We start from the raw sequence: 15,280 nt of genomic DNA, 5'->3' as shown, positions 1-15,280 counted from the left end.
GTCATCCCCAGGTATGACATCACCGGGTGTGGTCAGACTCGAGTCGCCCTCCGGAACCGGAGCAGCGGGTGACTACAGCGCGTCAAAGCGCCGGAACGATGGTTCAGGAGTCCAGAACCCGTCGTCGTCCCGTCAGGAGCACCCACCCGTGACCACCACCCCCATCGCCGACCGGACCACCACCGTGGCCGCGCGCGCCACGGATCTGTCGAAGATCTACGGACAGGGCGAGACCCAGGTGGTCGCCCTCGACCGGGTCTCCGTCGAGTTCCGGCAGGCCGAGTTCACCGCGATCATGGGCCCGTCGGGCTCCGGCAAGTCGACGCTGATGCACTGCGTGGCCGGCCTCGACACCTTCTCGTCGGGCTCGGTGCGCATCGGTGACACCGAGCTCGGCTCGCTCAAGGACAAGCAGCTCACCAAGTTGCGCCGGGACAAGATCGGCTTCATCTTCCAGGCGTTCAACCTGCTGCCGACCCTGACCGCGCTGGAGAACATCACGCTGCCGATGGACATCGCGGGCCGCAAGCCCGACAAGCAGTGGCTGGAGTCCGTGATCCAGATGGTCGGCCTCAAGGACCGGCTCTCCCACCGGCCCTCCCAGCTCTCCGGCGGCCAGCAGCAGCGCGTCGCCGTCGCCCGCGCCCTGGCCTCCCGGCCCGACATCATCTTCGGCGACGAGCCGACCGGAAACCTCGACTCCCGCTCCGGCGCGGAGGTGCTGGGCTTTCTCCGCAACTCCGTACGGGAGTTGGGGCAGACCGTGGTGATGGTGACCCACGACCCGGTCGCCGCCGCGTACGCCGACCGTGTCGTCTTCCTCGCCGACGGGCGGATCGTCGACGAGATGTACCGGCCGACGGCGGACAACGTCCTTGACTTCATGAAGCAGTTCGACGCGAAGGGCCGTACCTCCTGATGTTCCGCACCGCCCTGCGCAACGTCCTCGCGCACAAGGCCCGGCTCCTGATGACCGTCCTCGCCGTGATGCTCGGCGTGGCCTTCGTCTCGGGGACGCTGGTCTTCACCAACACCATCTCGAACGCCTACCAGAACAGCTCGGCCAAGGGCTTCGACCAGGTCGACGTGGCCGTGCAGTCCGACTACCAGGAGAGCAAGGGCAACACGGTCGGCAAGGCGCCCGAACTGACCCAGGCGCTGCTGGACAGGAGTGCGAAGACCCCGGGCGCCGCGTCCGCCATCGGCGTGGTGAGCGGCTTCACCGCCATCGCCGACAAGGACGGCAAGCTCATCGGCGGCGGCTTCCAGTCGCAGGGCGGGAACTACTGGGGCGACAAGGACCCCCGGTACCCGCTCGTCGAGGGCGCGGCCCCCAGCGGCGCGGACCAGGTCGCCATCGACTCCGAGACCGCCGACCGCGCCGGGTACGAGGTCGGCGACAAGGTCCGTATCTCCATCGACGGCCCGGTCCTCTCCCCCACCGTCACCGGCATCTTCACCACCGACGACGGCAATGTCGCCGCCGGCGGCAGCCTCGCCCTGTTCGACACGGCGACCGCGCAGAGCCTGTTCGGCAAGACCGGCACCTACGACGAGATCGATGTGAAGGCCGCCGCGGGCACGTCCCAGACGGCGCTGAAGGCCGCGCTCGACAAGTCGCTGCCGAGCGACGTCGTCGAGACCACCACCGGCAAGGAACTCGCCGACAACCAGGCCGAGTTGATCTCCTCGCAGATGTCCGGGCTGAAGCAGGGGCTGCTGGTCTTCGCCGGAATCGCGCTGTTCGTCGGCACGTTCATCATCGCCAACACCTTCACCATGCTGGTCGCCCAGCGCACCAAGGAGCTGGCGCTGCTGCGGGCCGTCGGTGCCTCGCGGCGCCAGGTGACCCGCTCGGTGCTCATCGAGGCGTTCGTCGTCGGCACGGTCGCCGGGGTCACCGGTCTGGTCGCCGGTGTCGGCATCGGCGCCGGGCTGCGGTCGCTGATGGGCACGCTCGGCGCGACCGTCCCGGACGGGCCGCTGATCATCTCCGGCTCCACGGTGGCCACCGCCCTCGCGGTCGGCGTCCTCATCACCATGCTCGCGGCATGGCTGCCGGGCCGCCGGGCCGCGAAGATCCCGCCGGTCGCGGCGATGAGCAGCGTGCACGCTGCGGCCACCACCAAGTCGCTGGTCCTGCGCAACACCCTCGGCGCGCTGTTCGCGGGCGCCGGTGTCGCGGTCGTCCTCGCGGCGACCACGATGGACGGCTCGGACGGCCAGGCCCCTATGGGTCTCGGCGCGGTCCTCCTCATCATCGGCGTGTTCATCCTGACCCCGCTGCTGTCCCGCCCGCTGATCGCCGCCGCGGCGCCGGTGCTGCGGATCTTCGGCACCGCGGGCAAGCTGGCCCGGCAGAACTCGGTCCGCAACCCCCGTCGTACGGCCGCCACCGCGTCCGCGCTGATGATCGGGCTGACCCTGATCACGGGCATGACGGTGATGGCGGGCAGCCTCCAGAAGTCGATCGACAAGATGGCGTCGTCGGCGATCCGCGCGGACTACATCGTGTCGATGGCGAACGGCAACGAACTGTCCACGGACGTCGACCGCAAGCTGAACGCCACGGACGGTGTCACCGTCACCAGCCCGCTGCGCAACGCCCCGTCCCGGATCGACGGCGAGACCGAGTACCTGACCGGGGTGAACGGCGCGGCGATCGCCGAGCTGACGCAGCTGAAGGTCGACAGCGGCCGCTTCGAGGTGGGCGGCGGCCAGGTGGTCGTCGACAGCGACACCGCCAAGTCCCGCGGCTGGACCGCCGGTTCGACGTTCACCGCGCACTACGAGGACGGCAAGGCGCAGAAGCTCACCGTCTCCGCGGTGTACGAGGGCAACGAGCTCATCAGCGGCATCATGGTCGACAACAAGGGCCTGACCCCGCATCTGACCGACCCGGCCGACATGCAGGTCCTGGTGAAGACCGCCGACGGCGCCTCCGACGCCACGAAGGACAGGCTGGAGAAGGCCCTCGGCACCAACCCGGCCATCAAGGTCCAGAGCAAGCAGGACCTCTCCGACGACATCGCGCAGATGTTCACGCTGATGCTGAACATGCTCTACGGCCTGCTCGCCATGGCGGTGATCGTCGCGGTCCTCGGGGTCATCAACACCCTGGCCATGTCGGTCTTCGAGCGTTCGCAGGAGATCGGCATGCTCCGCGCGATCGGCCTGGACCGCAAGGGCGTCAAGCGGATGGTCCGCCTGGAGTCCCTGGTCATCTCCCTGTTCGGCGGCGTGCTGGGCATCGGCCTGGGCGTGTTCTTCGGCTGGGCGGCCGGTGAGCTGCTGGGCACGAAGATGGCGACGTACGAACTCGTCCTGCCCTGGACGCGGATGGGCGTCTTCCTGCTGGGCGCCGCGCTGGTCGGAGTCCTGGCCGCCCTGTGGCCGGCCCGGCGGGCGGCGAGGCTGAACATGCTGTCGGCCATCAAGGCCGAGTAGCCGTAGGGGACTTGGGGCCCGCCACTGACAAGTGGCGGGCCCCTTGCGCCCGTTCAGTTCCAGGTGCGGGCCCGCAGGGGCATTCCGGAGGCGCCGGAGTCGGGCGCACGGACGGCCAGGACCTGATTGACGCCGATGCTGTTGCGTTCGAAGGCGAGGGCACAGGCGGCCATGTAGAGGCGCCAGACCCGGGCCCGGCCGGGGCCGGTGAGCCGTGCGGCGCGGTCCCAGTCGGCCTCCAGGCGGGCCACCCACCGGCGCAGGGTGAGGCCGTAGTGCTCCCGGATCGACTCGACGTCACGCACCTCGAACCCGGCGCGTTCGAGCTGGGTGACGGTGGTGCCCAGGGGGGCGAGCTCACCGTCGGGGAAGACGTAGGCGTCGATGAACTCGTCGACGTGGTACGTCGATTCGTCGCGCTGGGGGCGGCGGGCGATCTGGTGGTTGAGGAGCCGTCCGCCGGGCTTGAGCAGCGCGTGCAGATCCTCGGCGTACTCCAGGTAGCGTTCGGCGCCGACGTGTTCGGCCATGCCGATGGAGGAGATCGCGTCGTAGGGCCCGCCGGTGACGTCCCGGTAGTCCTGGACGCGGATCTCGATCCGGTCGGTCAGGCCCTCGTCGGCGACGCGCTTGCGGGCGTAGGCGGCCTGCTCCTGGGAGAGGGTGACGCCGACGACGCGCACACCGTGCTCGCGGGCGGCGTGGATGGCCATCGAGCCCCAGCCGCAGCCGACGTCGAGAAGTCGCTGACCGGGTGTCAGGGCGAGTTTGCGGCAGACGAGTTCGAGCTTGTCGCGCTGGGCGTCCTCAAGGGTGCTCTCCGGCGTCTCCCAGTAGGCGCACGAGTAGACCATCGACGGGCCGAGGACGATCTCGTAGAAGTCGTTGCCGACGTCGTAGTGGTGGCTGACGGCGCGTCTGTCGGTGCGCTTGGTGTGCAGGTGGCCGCGGTGTCTGCGGACCTCCTCGGGCGGCGGGGCGGGCGGCAGCGGGAGCCCGGAGAGCCGCACGAGGCCGCGCAGGGCGGCGCGCACCTCGGGGTCGCGGAGCATCGCGGCACGGCTCCTGGTGTCCTCACCGCGCTCCCAGACCAGGCCGGAGATCAGGTCGAGGGCGGTGTATAGGTCGCCGTCGATGTCGAGGTCGCCCGCGACCCAGGCCCGGGCGAGACCGAGTTCGCCCGGTTTGAACAGCAGATGGCGTACGGCGCGGCGGTTGCGCAGGACCAGGGCGGGGGCGCCCGGTGGACCGGCCTGCGAGCCGTCCCACGCCCGCAGCCCGACCGGGAGCGGAGCTCCCAGCAGTAGTTCGAAGAGGTTCTTCAGCCGCAGCGCGGCGTCAGCCATGGCGCACACCTCCGTGACGAGGATCCCGGAATGGTCCACCTACGTAAACAGGGACAGACGGCGATGCCATCCCCGGACACGCCGAAGAGCCCGGACACGCCGAAGGGCCTCCCGCACCACGGATGGCGGGAGGCCCTTCGGTTCGTCGATCAGCGACCGGAGCGGGTCAGGAGGCCTTGGCCTTCTCCTGGGTCTTCTCCGGCTGCGCCGCGGCGGGCGCCGGCGCGGGCTTGGCGGCCTCGTAGAACTCCTCGCGCGGAGTCTCCAGGGCGCCGAGGGCGACGACCTCGCGCTTGAGGAACATCGCGAGCGTCCAGTCGGCGAAGACGCGGATCTTGCGGTTCCAGGTCGGCATCGCCAGACCGTGGTAGCCACGGTGCATGTACCAGGCGAGACGGCCCTTGAGCTTGATCTTCATCTTGCCCATGACGATCATCGCGACGCCCTTGTGGAGGCCGAGGCCCGCCACCGCACCCTTGTTGGAGTGCGCGTACTCCTTCTGCGGGAAGCCCCGCAGGCCGGAGATGACGTTGTCGCCGAGGACCTTGGCCTGACGCAGCGCGTGCTGGGCGTTCGGCGGGCACCAGGCGTTCTCGACGCCGGCCTTGCGGGCGGCGACGTCCGGGACCTGGGCGTTGTCGCCGGCGGCCCAGATGTAGTCGGTGCCCTGGACCTGGAGGGTCGGGGCGGTGTCCACGTGGCCGCGCGGGCCGAGCGGGAGGCCGTAGCGGGACAGGACCGGGTTCGGCTTGACGCCGGCCGTCCACACGATCGTGTTGGAGTCGACCTCGAGGCCGTTCTTCAGCACGACGTGGCCGTCGACGCAGGAGTCCATCGAGGTGGAGAGGTAGATCTCCACACCGCGGCTCTCCAGGTGCTCCTTGCCGTACTGGCCGAGCTTGGGGCCGACCTCGGGCAGGATCTTGTCCGCGGCGTCGACGAGGATGAACCGCATGTCCTCGCGGGACACGGTGCTGTAGTACTTGGCCGCGTCGCGGGCCATGTCCTCGACCTCACCGATGGTCTCCGCACCGGCGAAGCCGCCGCCGACGAAGACGAAGGTGAGCGCCTTGCGGCGGATCTCCTCGTCGGTCGTGGAGTCGGCCTTGTCCAGCTGCTCCAGGACGTGGTTGCGCAGGCCGATGGCCTCCTCGACGCCCTTCATACCGATGCCCTGCTCGGCGAGGCCGGGGATCGGGAAGGTGCGGGAGACCGCGCCGAGCGCGATCACCAGGTAGTCGAAGGGCAGCTCGTACGCCTCGCCGACCAGCGGGGCGATCGTGGCGACCTTGCGGTCCTGGTCGATGGTGGTGACCCGGCCGGTGAGAACCTCCGCCTTGGGCAGCACGCGTCGCAGCGGGACGACGACATGCCGCGGGGAGATGCTGCCGGCGGCGGTTTCGGGGAGGAAGGGCTGGTAGGTCATGTACGACCGGGGGTCGACGACCGTGACGGTCGCCTCGCCGTAGCGCATCTTCTTGAGGATGCGCCGAGCTGCGTACAGGCCTACGTACCCACCGCCTACTACGAGGATCCTGGGACGCTCCGTGGTGCTCATGCCATCGAGTATCCACCCGCCCCAGGGGGGTCGCTCGTGCGCCCCTTCACAAGCTCCTACAGGGGGTGTGTTATCCTCCGCGACTCACGTGATCCAGGTCATGGTGCAGACCTGGAACCAGCGTGTACGGCGAGCCGTTGTCAATGCCGCGTGAGCTGCCTCTCTTGCCCTTCGGGACCCCTGTGAGCGGTCCGCAACAACCTCCCGCGGACCCGTTGCGAGCCCTCCCGGCGGACCCCCTGTATCACGCTTCTGAACATGTTCAAGGGCCTGTTCGACCCTCGGAAGGGCCAGTCGGACACTTTTCCTGGTTCCACAGGGCGGAATTCCTTGTGAAGAACTTCACGAACTTTTCCGACGGGGTGTCGCCGAGGGGCGTTTTCCGGCCCCCCGGACCCGCTCATACGTTATCCGGCCTGCTCAACAGGTGGCTACCGATGGGTAACAAAAGAGACCCATGCCACCGGCTAGCGGACGTCCGCCGCCGTTTTGAGGGCGATGCCGTCAAGGATGTCGTGCTCGCTCACGACGACCTCCTCGGCGCCGATCCGCTCCATGATCGCCAGCAGTACGAGGGCCCCCGCGGCGATGACGTCCACGCGCCCCGGGTGCATGGAGGGGATCGCCGCGCGCTCGGCATGCGTGGAGTGCAGCAGCCACTCGGTGATCTCACGGACCCTGTCGTGGGAGACCCGGGAGTGGTGGATGGCCTCGGAGTCGTACTCGGGCAGCTCCTGCGCGATCGCCGAGACGGTCGTGACGGAGCCGGCGAGCCCCACCAGCGTGCGCGCCTCGCGCAGCGGGACGGTCTCCTCGGCGAGGTCCAGGGCGGCCTCGATGTCGGCCCGCATCGCCTCGATCTGCGCGTCCGCGGGCGGGTCGGTGACCTTCCCGTCCAGGACCAGATGCCGCTCGGTCATCCGCACACAGCCGACGTCGACGGAACGGGCGGCGCGCACATGCGCGTTCCCCACGACGAACTCGGTCGAGCCGCCACCGATGTCCACGACGAGATAGGGCGTGGCGAGGTCGTCACGGCCCTTGAGCTCCCCCGTGGCGCCGGTGAAGGAGAACTCCGCCTCCTGGTCGCCGGTGATCACCTCGGGCTCCACGCCGAGGATCTCCAGCACCCCGCGCACGAAGTCGTCCCGGTTCTCGGCGTCCCGCGAGGCCGACGTGGCGACGAACCGCAGCCGCTCGGCGCCGAGTTCCTTGATGACCGCCGCGTACTCGCGGCACGCCGCGAACGTCCGCTCCAGCGCCTCCGGGGCGAGCCGCCCGGTCCGGTCGACGCCCTGCCCGAGCCGCACGATCGTCATACGGCGGTCCAGGTCGACGAGTTCACCGGTCGCGGGGTCCACGTCGGCGACGAGGAGGCGGATGGAGTTGGTACCGCAGTCGATGGCGGCGACGCGGGTCATGGGGCTTCCTCACTCTTTGACCCACCGAGACGGGTGGTGGGTGGGCGAAGGTCGGGGGTCCAGGGGGCGGAGCCCCCTGGTACGGCAGCGGAACGCAGGGTCACAGGTCAGCGGGCGGCACCACACACGCCCCCTTGCTCCACCACTCCGGCAGCATCGCAAGGGCCTCGTCGCCGAGCGGGTTCACGCCGGGGCCCGCGGCCAAGGAGTGCGCCACCAGTACATGCAGGCACTTCACCCGGTCCGGCATGCCTCCCGCGCTCGGGAAGCCCTTGAGCTCCTCGATCTCGTCACGCCGCCGGACATAGTCCTCGTGCGCGGCGCGATACGCCGCGGCGAGCTCGGGGTCGGCCGCCAGCCGCTCCGTCATCTCCTTCATCACGCCGTTCGCCTCCAGCGTCCCGATCGCCGAGTTCGCCTTCGGGCACGTCAGGTAGTACAGCGTCGGGAAGGGCGTGCCGTCGGGCAGACGCGGGGCCGTCTCCACCACGTCCGGCTGCCCGCAGGGGCACCGGTGCGCGATGGCGCGCAGCCCGCGCGGCGGACGCCCGAGCTGCTGCTTGAAGGCCTCGACGTCGGCGTCGGTCGGCTCGGTGCGCGGGGTGGTGGGCGGAGGCGTTTCCATGCCTGTCTTTCTCTGGTTCAGCTTCACTGGTCGAAGACGTCGGATTCACTGGTCGGAGGCGTCGGACTTGTCGACCCCGTCCCAGACGTTCGAGTACCAGGGACGGTCCGCCGCCCCCAGCTCGGCGCGCGACTGCTCGGCCGCGCCCGGGTCGACGACGACGAACCCCGTCTCCCCCGGCATCACATAGTGCAGCCGCTGCCGGATCTGCTGCTCGGCGTACGCGTCGTCCTGCCACCGCGCCTTGAGGTCGCGCAGCTGCTCGACGCGCTGCCGGGCCTGCTCCTGCTGCCGCTGCAGATCGGAGATCTCGGCGCGCTGGGAGACGTACTGCCTTATCGGGTAGGCGAGCGCGACGACGAGCGAGCACAGGACGAGGGCGAGCAGCGCCGCGCGGCCGGTGAGCCGGGAGCGGCGGGCCTGGCGTTTGGTCTGGGAGCGGTAGACCCGGGCCGCGGTCTGCTCGCCGAGCAGCCGGATCCGGGTCGCGGTGGAGAAACGATCCCGGTCCTTGACGGCCATCTCTCACTCCCGTTCACCCACGCGCGTACGTCCCCGCACACGGTACGGGACCGAGTACGGGGACGTACGTACGACGCTGTCCTTGAGGGGGTGTCAGCCCTTGAAGCGCGGGAACGCGCTACGGCCGGCGTACACCGCGGCGTCGTCGAGGATCTCCTCGATGCGCAGCAGCTGGTTGTACTTGGCGACGCGGTCCGAGCGGGCCGGGGCGCCGGTCTTGATCTGGCCGCAGTTCACCGCGACGGCGAGGTCGGCGATGGTGACGTCCTCGGTCTCGCCGGAGCGGTGGGACATCATGCACTTGAAGCCGTTGCGCTGGGCCATCTCGACGGCGTCCAGGGTCTCGGTCAGCGAACCGATCTGGTTGACCTTGACGAGCAGGGCGTTGGCGGAGCCCTCCTCGATGCCGCGGGCCAGGCGCTCCGGGTTGGTGACGAAGAGGTCGTCGCCGACGATCTGGACCTTGTCGCCCAGCTTCTCGGTGATGACGTTCCAGCCGGCCCAGTCGTCCTCGAACAGCGGGTCCTCGATGGAGACGAGCGGGTACGCCGCCACGAGCTCCTCGTAGTACTCCGTCATCTCGGCGGCCGAGCGGGACTTGCCCTCGAACTCGTACTTGCCGTCCTTGTAGAACTCGGACGCGGCGACGTCGAGCGCGAGCGCGATCTGCTCACCGGGGATGTAACCGGCCTGCTTGATGGCCTCGACGATGAGGTCGAGGGCGGCGCGGTTGGACTCCAGGTTCGGGGCGAAGCCGCCCTCGTCGCCGAGGCCGGTGGACAGGCCCTTGGTCTTCAGCACCTTCTTGAGGGTGTGGTAGACCTCGGCGCCCCAGCGCAGCGCCTCGGAGAAGGACTCCGCGCCGATCGGGGCGATCATGAACTCCTGGATGTCCACGTTGGAGTCGGCGTGCGAGCCGCCGTTCAGGATGTTCATCATCGGCACCGGCAGCAGGTGCGCGTTCGGGCCGCCCAGGTAGCGGAAGAGCGGGAGGTCGCTGGCCTCGGAGGCGGCGTGGGCGACGGCGAGGGAGACGCCGAGGATGGCGTTGGCGCCGAGGGAGCCCTTGTTGTCGGTGGCGTCCAGGTCGAACATGGCCTGGTCGATCAGGCGCTGCTCGGTGGCGTCGTAGCCGACCAGCTCGGGGCCGATCTGCTCGATGACGGCGAGGACGGCCTTCTCGACACCCTTGCCCATGTAGCGGTTCGGGTCACCGTCGCGAAGCTCGATGGCCTCGAAGGCGCCCGTGGAGGCGCCGGAGGGGACGGCGGCACGACCCGTGCTGCCGTCGTCGAGGCCGACCTCGACCTCGACCGTGGGGTTGCCTCGGGAGTCCAGGATTTCCCGGGCTACGACGACGTCGATGGACGGCACGAGCATCTCCTTCTTGGGATGTGACGCGGCTACGGCACTGCCGCAGCGGCTCTGCGAGACGAGCCTAACCGGCTCCGGGCGATCGGCCACCGCGTGGACCGCCCCCTGGACAGAACCGAGAGTAAATTGTTTCCGAACGGAACAAAGAGACTCGGGTACGAGGGCGTAAAACACCCGGGCGTGAAAAACCCCGCTCCGGTGCGTACGGGGGAACACGCACCGGAGCGGGGAGCCCGTGGGGGACGGGGGTGACCCTCACGAGGCCTTCAGTATGAGGACCACGGATGTGAGGGCGCTGTGGTTCAGCTGGGCGTTGCCCGGCTGCCCTACTTGAGGTGCAGCTGCTGGCCCGGGTAGATGAAGTCGGCGTCGCTGATGATGTCCTTGTTCAGCTTGAACAGCTTCTGCCAGCCGCCCTTGACGTCGTGCTTCTCGGCGATGGAGCTGAGGGTGTCACCCTTGACGACCTTGTACTCGCCGTCGCCCTTCTTGACCTTCTTGCCGGTCGGGGTGGTGACGGTCTTCTTGGCGGTCGTGCGCTCCGAGGAACGGGACGTCGACTGCTCGGAGGAGCGGGTGCTGGTGCTGCTGTCGCTCGACGAGCTGGAGGAGCCGGAGGAGGACGAGCTGCCGCCGCCGGTGTAGGTGGCGCCGGACAGGCCCACACCACAGGTCGGCCAGGCGCCCTTGCCCTGGGCGGCGAGGACCTTCTCGGCTATCTCGATCTGCTGCGACTTGGAGGCCTGGTCGGCGGTGGAGGCGTACGCCGTGCCGCCGTACGCGGCCCAGGTCGAGGCGGAGAACTGCAGACCGCCGTAGTAGCCGTTGCCGGTGTTGATGGACCAGTTGCCGCCCGACTCGCACTGGGCGACGGCGTCCCACTCGGAGGCGGTGGCGGCGGAGGCGTTGCCGGCCGCCATCAGCGGGGCGGCGATGGCGACACCGGTGACGCCGGCGAGCGCGGCGACGCGGGTGGCCTTGGACGGACGACGGTGCTTGCCCTTGCCGGAAAACAGCATGGTGGATCCCCTCACCGACGCCTGCGAGGTGAGCTGTCGGGTTCGGGCCGGTTGAGTTGCCCGGCCGCGCATCTCCCGATGCGCGGCTTCACCCCAAGCCGGTCCAGCGTGAACTGCTGGGCCCGGCACTTACCTTGGGTCCCCCGCTCCTGCCTACGGCGCTTGACGCGACGACTGTTCCCGTACGGCCGCTGGCAGGATTCGGCGTTGCGGCAGCCGGGGCTCGTGGTGACGAGCGGTGTTGACCGTAGCCACGGAATCCGGGGAATTTCAAAGACGATCAGGGCTTCTGAGACTCATCCCACACTTTCGCCAAACCGGACATTCGGCGCGAAGCATGACGTGAACTCCCGCCGGTTTTCGCCCTATTCAGACCCGACTACGAGGGTCTGACCGGGCATGATGGCGCTCGGGTCGGTGCCGATGACCTTCTTGTTCACGGCGTAGAGCCGACGCCATCCGCCGTCGAGCCCAAGGGAGTCGGCGATGGAGGCGAGCGTGTCGCCCTCGCGGACGGTGTACGCCTTCTCGGCGGCGCTCGCGCCACGGTGCCGACCGGTACCGGCGCCGTCTTCGCTGTCGGCACCGAGAGCGCCGATGTCGACGAGGCTCGAAGAACCGCCCTCCTGCCACGAGTTGTCCGATTCGACCTCATTGGCCGGAACTGTGGGCGAGCTGTCGGGCGACTGTGAATCGGCGGGATCAGAGTCGGACGTGTCCGACTTGGAAGACTTGTCCGGCGAGGCGGAGGGCGAGGCGGAGGCATCACCGGAGGCACTGCCGGACGCGTCGCCGGAGGCATCGGTGGAGGCGTCGCCCGACGAGTCGGACTCCGAGGAGTTGGACAACCCGGACGATTCCGACCCCGAGCCGGACGCATCGGACGCGGAGCCGGCCCCGTCGGACGAGTCGCTCCCGACACCCGTGTCGACATCGGCCGAGCCGGAGTCCTTGCTCAGCCCGTTGAGCAGCCCGCAGGCGCCCCAGACGCCGACACCCTGGTCCGCGAGGACCTTCTCGGCGACGGCTATCTGCTGGTTGCGGCTGGCCAGGTCGGCGGTCGGGGCGTAGTCGAGGCCGCCGTACTTCTCCCAGTTCTCCTGGGAGAGGCTGAGCCCGCCGTAGGTACCGTCACCGTTGTTCTGACTCCAGGAGCCGTCGGTCTCGCACTTGGCGACCTTGTCCCAGGTGCTCCCGTCGGCCGCGTTCGCGGCGGTGGCGGCGAGCAGCGGGATCGCGATGGCGGAGCCGGTCACTCCGGCCGCGACGAGAAGCGCCGGAGCTTGGCGGGGGCGACGGTGACGACCGTTCCCGGTGAGCATGCGGGGACCTTTCGGAGACAGCGGTGACCGGCGTGGCGGGTGGTGCTGGTCGCCACGCTGGTTGGTGAACGTATCGGCAGACGATCACTTGTCACAAGTTAATGCCGCGCAGATCACGTGAAGATCACAGAGATGAGGGCGTGTCACGTTTACAACGACCTGCACTGATGGCCGAGTTGGCGCGAACCCTGCTACGAGGTCGGCGTGAACTCGACAGGCAACGTCCGCAGCCCACGCATGATGAGGCCGCCACGCCATCTCAAATCGGCTGAATCCACCGCGAGTCGAAGGTCGGGGAGCCGGGTGAGCAGGGTGGCGAGCGCGGTCTGACCCTCCAGTCGGGCGAGCGGTGCGCCGAGGCAGTAGTGGATGCCGTGGCCATAGCCGAGGTGCTGGTTGTCACGGCGGGACAGGTCGAGGGTGTCGGGGTCCGCGAACCGTGCGGGGTCCCGGTCGGCGGCGGCGAGCACGACGAGCACGGGATCGCCGGCGGCGATGTCCTGCCCTCCGACGGTGAGCGGCTGAGTGGCGAAGCGCCACGTGGCGAGCTCCACCGGGCCGTCGTAGCGCAGGAGTTCCTCGACACCGGTCTCCAGGAGGCCCCTCTCGCCTGCGGCGAGGGAGTCCTGGAGGCGGGCACGTTGGTCGGGGTGGGTCATCAGGGCAAACAGCCCATTACCCACCAAATTGACCGTGGTCTCGAACCCCGCGAACAAAAGGATGAAGGCCATCGCCGCGGCCTCGTTCTCGGTGAGGTGCTCGCCGTGGTCGGAGGCGCGGATAAGGCCGGAGATCAGGTCCTCGCCGGGGACGGGGTCGGCGGGGAGGCTCTCGCGCTTGCGGTGGATGAGCTCCAGCAGATATCCGCGCATCTTCTTCACCGACCGCGCGACCCCGCCGCGCGGCCCTCCCCCGTGCCGGATCATCATGCCTGCCCAGTCCCGGAAGTCGTCCTGGTCCTCGCGGGGGACGCCGAGCAGGTCGCAGATGGCGTAGATGGGGAGCGGGAACGCGAACTCGTGGATGAGGTCGGCGGAGCCCTGTGCGGCGAACCGGTCGATCAGCTGATCGGTCAACTCCTGCACGCGCGGAGCGAACTCGGCGACCCGGCGCGGCGTGAACGCCTTGCTGACGAGCCGGCGCAGCCTCGTGTGGTCCGGCGGGTCGATGTTGAGCAGATGCGTCATCAACTCCGCCTTGCGCTCACCGGGGATGCCGGTCTTCCCCTTGGCGTGCGCGGGCTCGTCGTGGTGCGCGGGGTTCTTGCTGAGCCGCTGGTCGGCGAGGGCCTGCTTGGCGTCGGCGTAACGCGTGACCAGCCACGCCTCCACACCACTCGGCAACCGCGTCCGGTGCACGGGCGCGTGTTCGCGGAGCCAGGCGTAGGCGGGGTAGGGGTCGGTGGCGAACTCCCAGGTGAAGAGTTCGGGGGCCGTGGGGGTGGTGCGCTCGGCGAGGGGCTGGTCGGTCACTCCTTGACGGTATCCGGGTTTTCCGCCGACACCTGCGCGGGATCCGGGTGACCCGTCTCGGCGGCCTTGCGCTACGACCGCCCAGCTTCGCCGGCCCGCCACGGACGGATGTCGGCGTACCAGGCACCCAGCCCCTCAGCCACCCAGCGCCTCAGCCACCCAGCCCCTCATTCACCCAGCCCCTCAGCCGCCCGAACCGCGTCCCGATAGGCCCGCGCCGCGACCCGCAGCGCCGCCTCCGGGTCGACGCCCTCGGACTCGGCGGCGGCTGCCAGTGCGAGCAGTTCGTAGCCGATGCCCTCGCCCTTCGGGAGCGGTACCTCCAGGCCCGCCGTGCGGACCCGTGACGACAGTTTCGTGGCGAGGGCCAGGGCGGGCTGGCCGAGGGGGATGCCGTCCGTCACCGACTCGCGCTGCTTCTCTATCGCCTTGGTGCGCAGCCAGTGGGCCTTGACCTCCTCGGGGGTCGAGGCGGTCTCGTCGCCGAAGACGTGGGGGTGGCGGTGGATGAGCTTGGTGACGATGCCGCCCGCCACGTCGTCGATGGAGAAGGGGGCCTCGGGGTGCTCCTCCGCGATGCGGGCGTGGAAGACGACCTGGAGGAGGACGTCGCCGAGTTCCTCGCGGAGTTCGTCGCGGTCGCCGTCCTCGATGGCCTCGACGAGTTCGTACGCCTCCTCGATGCCGTACTTGGCCAGGCCCTTGTGGGTCTGCTGCGAGGACCAGGGGCATTCGGCGCGGATGCGGTCCATGACCTGGACGAGGTCGAGGAGGCGGGCGCCGGGGAGGTCGTAGGAGGCGGGGAGGAGTTCCAGGTCGGGCATGGACACGCGGCCCGAGCCGGCGAGGCGGGCGAGGCCGTCGGTGAGGGCCGGTTCGCCCTCACCGGTCGCCACGACGACCACGGTGCGACCGCCCGCGCAGGCGGCGACCAGTTCCTCCGCCGTCGGCGACGCCTCGTCGACCCTTGTCCCGGCCTCGCGCAGATACGGCAGCTGCGGGTGCGCTCCGTCGGCGCACAGCACGCGGTCGGCGGCGTGCAGGGTCCGCCAGGCGGGCCAGGACAGCAGGCCGGGGGCGACGCGGTGGCTGGTGGTCAGCAGGACGATGCGGCCGGGGGCCGCGGGGGTGTCCGGCGTGGCTGCGGGGCTGGTGGTGTTCACGGTTCGAAGCT

Annotated in this window: 12 protein-coding genes and 1 riboswitch; of the genes, 2 read left to right on the top strand and 10 right to left on the bottom strand. The window is 69.6% G+C overall.

The genetic code is table 11. The features are described from left to right. Nucleotides 1–148 precede the first annotated feature (148 nt). On the top strand, nucleotides 149–919 hold the full coding sequence (locus OG885_RS26940; RefSeq protein ID WP_329338261.1) for an ABC transporter ATP-binding protein: 771 nt from the start codon (nucleotides 149–151) through the stop codon (nucleotides 917–919). Then, nucleotides 919–3,447, top strand: coding sequence for an ABC transporter permease (locus tag OG885_RS26935; protein ID WP_405735965.1), 2,529 nt, complete (start codon nucleotides 919–921; stop codon nucleotides 3,445–3,447). Before OG885_RS26940 ends, OG885_RS26935 begins: the two co-directional genes overlap by 1 nt. Before the next feature lie 53 nt (nucleotides 3,448–3,500). Here OG885_RS26935 and OG885_RS26930 read toward each other — a convergent pair whose 3' ends face one another. The 10 genes from OG885_RS26930 to OG885_RS26885 all read right to left on the bottom strand — a co-directional run bounded on the left by OG885_RS26930 (nucleotide 3,501) and on the right by OG885_RS26885 (nucleotide 15,269). Then, nucleotides 3,501–4,793: a class I SAM-dependent methyltransferase gene (locus OG885_RS26930; protein ID WP_405735962.1), complete on the bottom strand. Its 1,293-nt coding sequence runs from the start codon at nucleotides 4,791–4,793 to the stop codon at nucleotides 3,501–3,503. A gap of 166 nt (nucleotides 4,794–4,959) precedes the next feature. After that, a complete protein-coding gene (locus OG885_RS26925) occupies nucleotides 4,960–6,351 on the bottom strand; it encodes an NAD(P)/FAD-dependent oxidoreductase (RefSeq protein WP_399961268.1) in 1,392 nt (463 codons plus the stop codon). A 467-nt stretch (nucleotides 6,352–6,818) separates the two neighbouring features. After that, the gene (locus OG885_RS26920; protein ID WP_405735959.1) at nucleotides 6,819–7,772 is read right to left on the bottom strand and encodes an exopolyphosphatase; all 954 of its coding nucleotides are present in this window, start codon (nucleotides 7,770–7,772) and stop codon (nucleotides 6,819–6,821) included. 100 nt (nucleotides 7,773–7,872) lie between these two features. Then, nucleotides 7,873–8,397, bottom strand: a complete 525-nt coding sequence (locus tag OG885_RS26915) for a DUF501 domain-containing protein (RefSeq protein WP_405735956.1) — start codon at nucleotides 8,395–8,397, stop codon at nucleotides 7,873–7,875. A gap of 45 nt (nucleotides 8,398–8,442) precedes the next feature. Then, nucleotides 8,443–8,919, bottom strand: coding sequence for a septum formation initiator family protein (locus OG885_RS26910; RefSeq protein WP_405735953.1), 477 nt, complete (start codon nucleotides 8,917–8,919; stop codon nucleotides 8,443–8,445). Between the two features lie 93 nt (nucleotides 8,920–9,012). Further along, complete coding sequence (eno, locus tag OG885_RS26905) at nucleotides 9,013–10,299, bottom strand: phosphopyruvate hydratase (RefSeq protein ID WP_399961260.1); 1,287 nt, start codon at nucleotides 10,297–10,299, stop codon at nucleotides 9,013–9,015. A 320-nt stretch (nucleotides 10,300–10,619) separates the two neighbouring features. Beyond that, entirely contained in the window at nucleotides 10,620–11,312 is a 693-nt protein-coding gene (locus tag OG885_RS26900) for a transglycosylase family protein (RefSeq protein WP_405735949.1), read from the bottom strand. Between the two features lie 3 nt (nucleotides 11,313–11,315). Further along, nucleotides 11,316–11,483, bottom strand: a riboswitch (cyclic di-AMP (ydaO/yuaA leader). A 194-nt stretch (nucleotides 11,484–11,677) separates the two neighbouring features. Next, a complete protein-coding gene (locus tag OG885_RS26895; protein WP_405735947.1) occupies nucleotides 11,678–12,634 on the bottom strand; it encodes a transglycosylase family protein in 957 nt (318 codons plus the stop codon). Between the two features lie 191 nt (nucleotides 12,635–12,825). Next, nucleotides 12,826–14,106: a cytochrome P450 gene (locus OG885_RS26890; protein WP_405735945.1), complete on the bottom strand. Its 1,281-nt coding sequence runs from the start codon at nucleotides 14,104–14,106 to the stop codon at nucleotides 12,826–12,828. A 167-nt stretch (nucleotides 14,107–14,273) separates the two neighbouring features. Beyond that, nucleotides 14,274–15,269: a nucleoside triphosphate pyrophosphohydrolase gene (locus tag OG885_RS26885; RefSeq protein ID WP_405735943.1), complete on the bottom strand. Its 996-nt coding sequence runs from the start codon at nucleotides 15,267–15,269 to the stop codon at nucleotides 14,274–14,276. Nucleotides 15,270–15,280 lie beyond the last annotated feature (11 nt).

Origin of the sequence: Streptomyces sp. NBC_00028 (genome assembly GCF_045041065.1) — a bacterium.
Lineage (GTDB): Bacteria > Actinomycetota > Actinomycetes > Streptomycetales > Streptomycetaceae > Streptomyces.
This window is presented reverse-complemented; position numbering and strand designations above follow the sequence as displayed.

Coding starts and splice junctions, on each gene's coding strand:
- OG885_RS26935 (WP_405735965.1), top strand. CDS start 919: ATGTTCCGCACCGCCCTGCGCAACGTCCTCGCGCACAAGGCCCGGCTC.
- OG885_RS26930 (WP_405735962.1), bottom strand. CDS start 4,793: ATGGCTGACGCCGCGCTGCGGCTGAAGAACCTCTTCGAACTACTGCTG.
- OG885_RS26925 (WP_399961268.1), bottom strand. CDS start 6,351: ATGAGCACCACGGAGCGTCCCAGGATCCTCGTAGTAGGCGGTGGGTAC.
- OG885_RS26920 (WP_405735959.1), bottom strand. CDS start 7,772: ATGACCCGCGTCGCCGCCATCGACTGCGGTACCAACTCCATCCGCCTC.
- OG885_RS26915 (WP_405735956.1), bottom strand. CDS start 8,397: ATGGAAACGCCTCCGCCCACCACCCCGCGCACCGAGCCGACCGACGCC.
- OG885_RS26910 (WP_405735953.1), bottom strand. CDS start 8,919: ATGGCCGTCAAGGACCGGGATCGTTTCTCCACCGCGACCCGGATCCGG.
- eno (WP_399961260.1), bottom strand. CDS start 10,299: ATGCTCGTGCCGTCCATCGACGTCGTCGTAGCCCGGGAAATCCTGGAC.
- OG885_RS26900 (WP_405735949.1), bottom strand. CDS start 11,312: ATGCTGTTTTCCGGCAAGGGCAAGCACCGTCGTCCGTCCAAGGCCACC.
- OG885_RS26895 (WP_405735947.1), bottom strand. CDS start 12,634: ATGCTCACCGGGAACGGTCGTCACCGTCGCCCCCGCCAAGCTCCGGCG.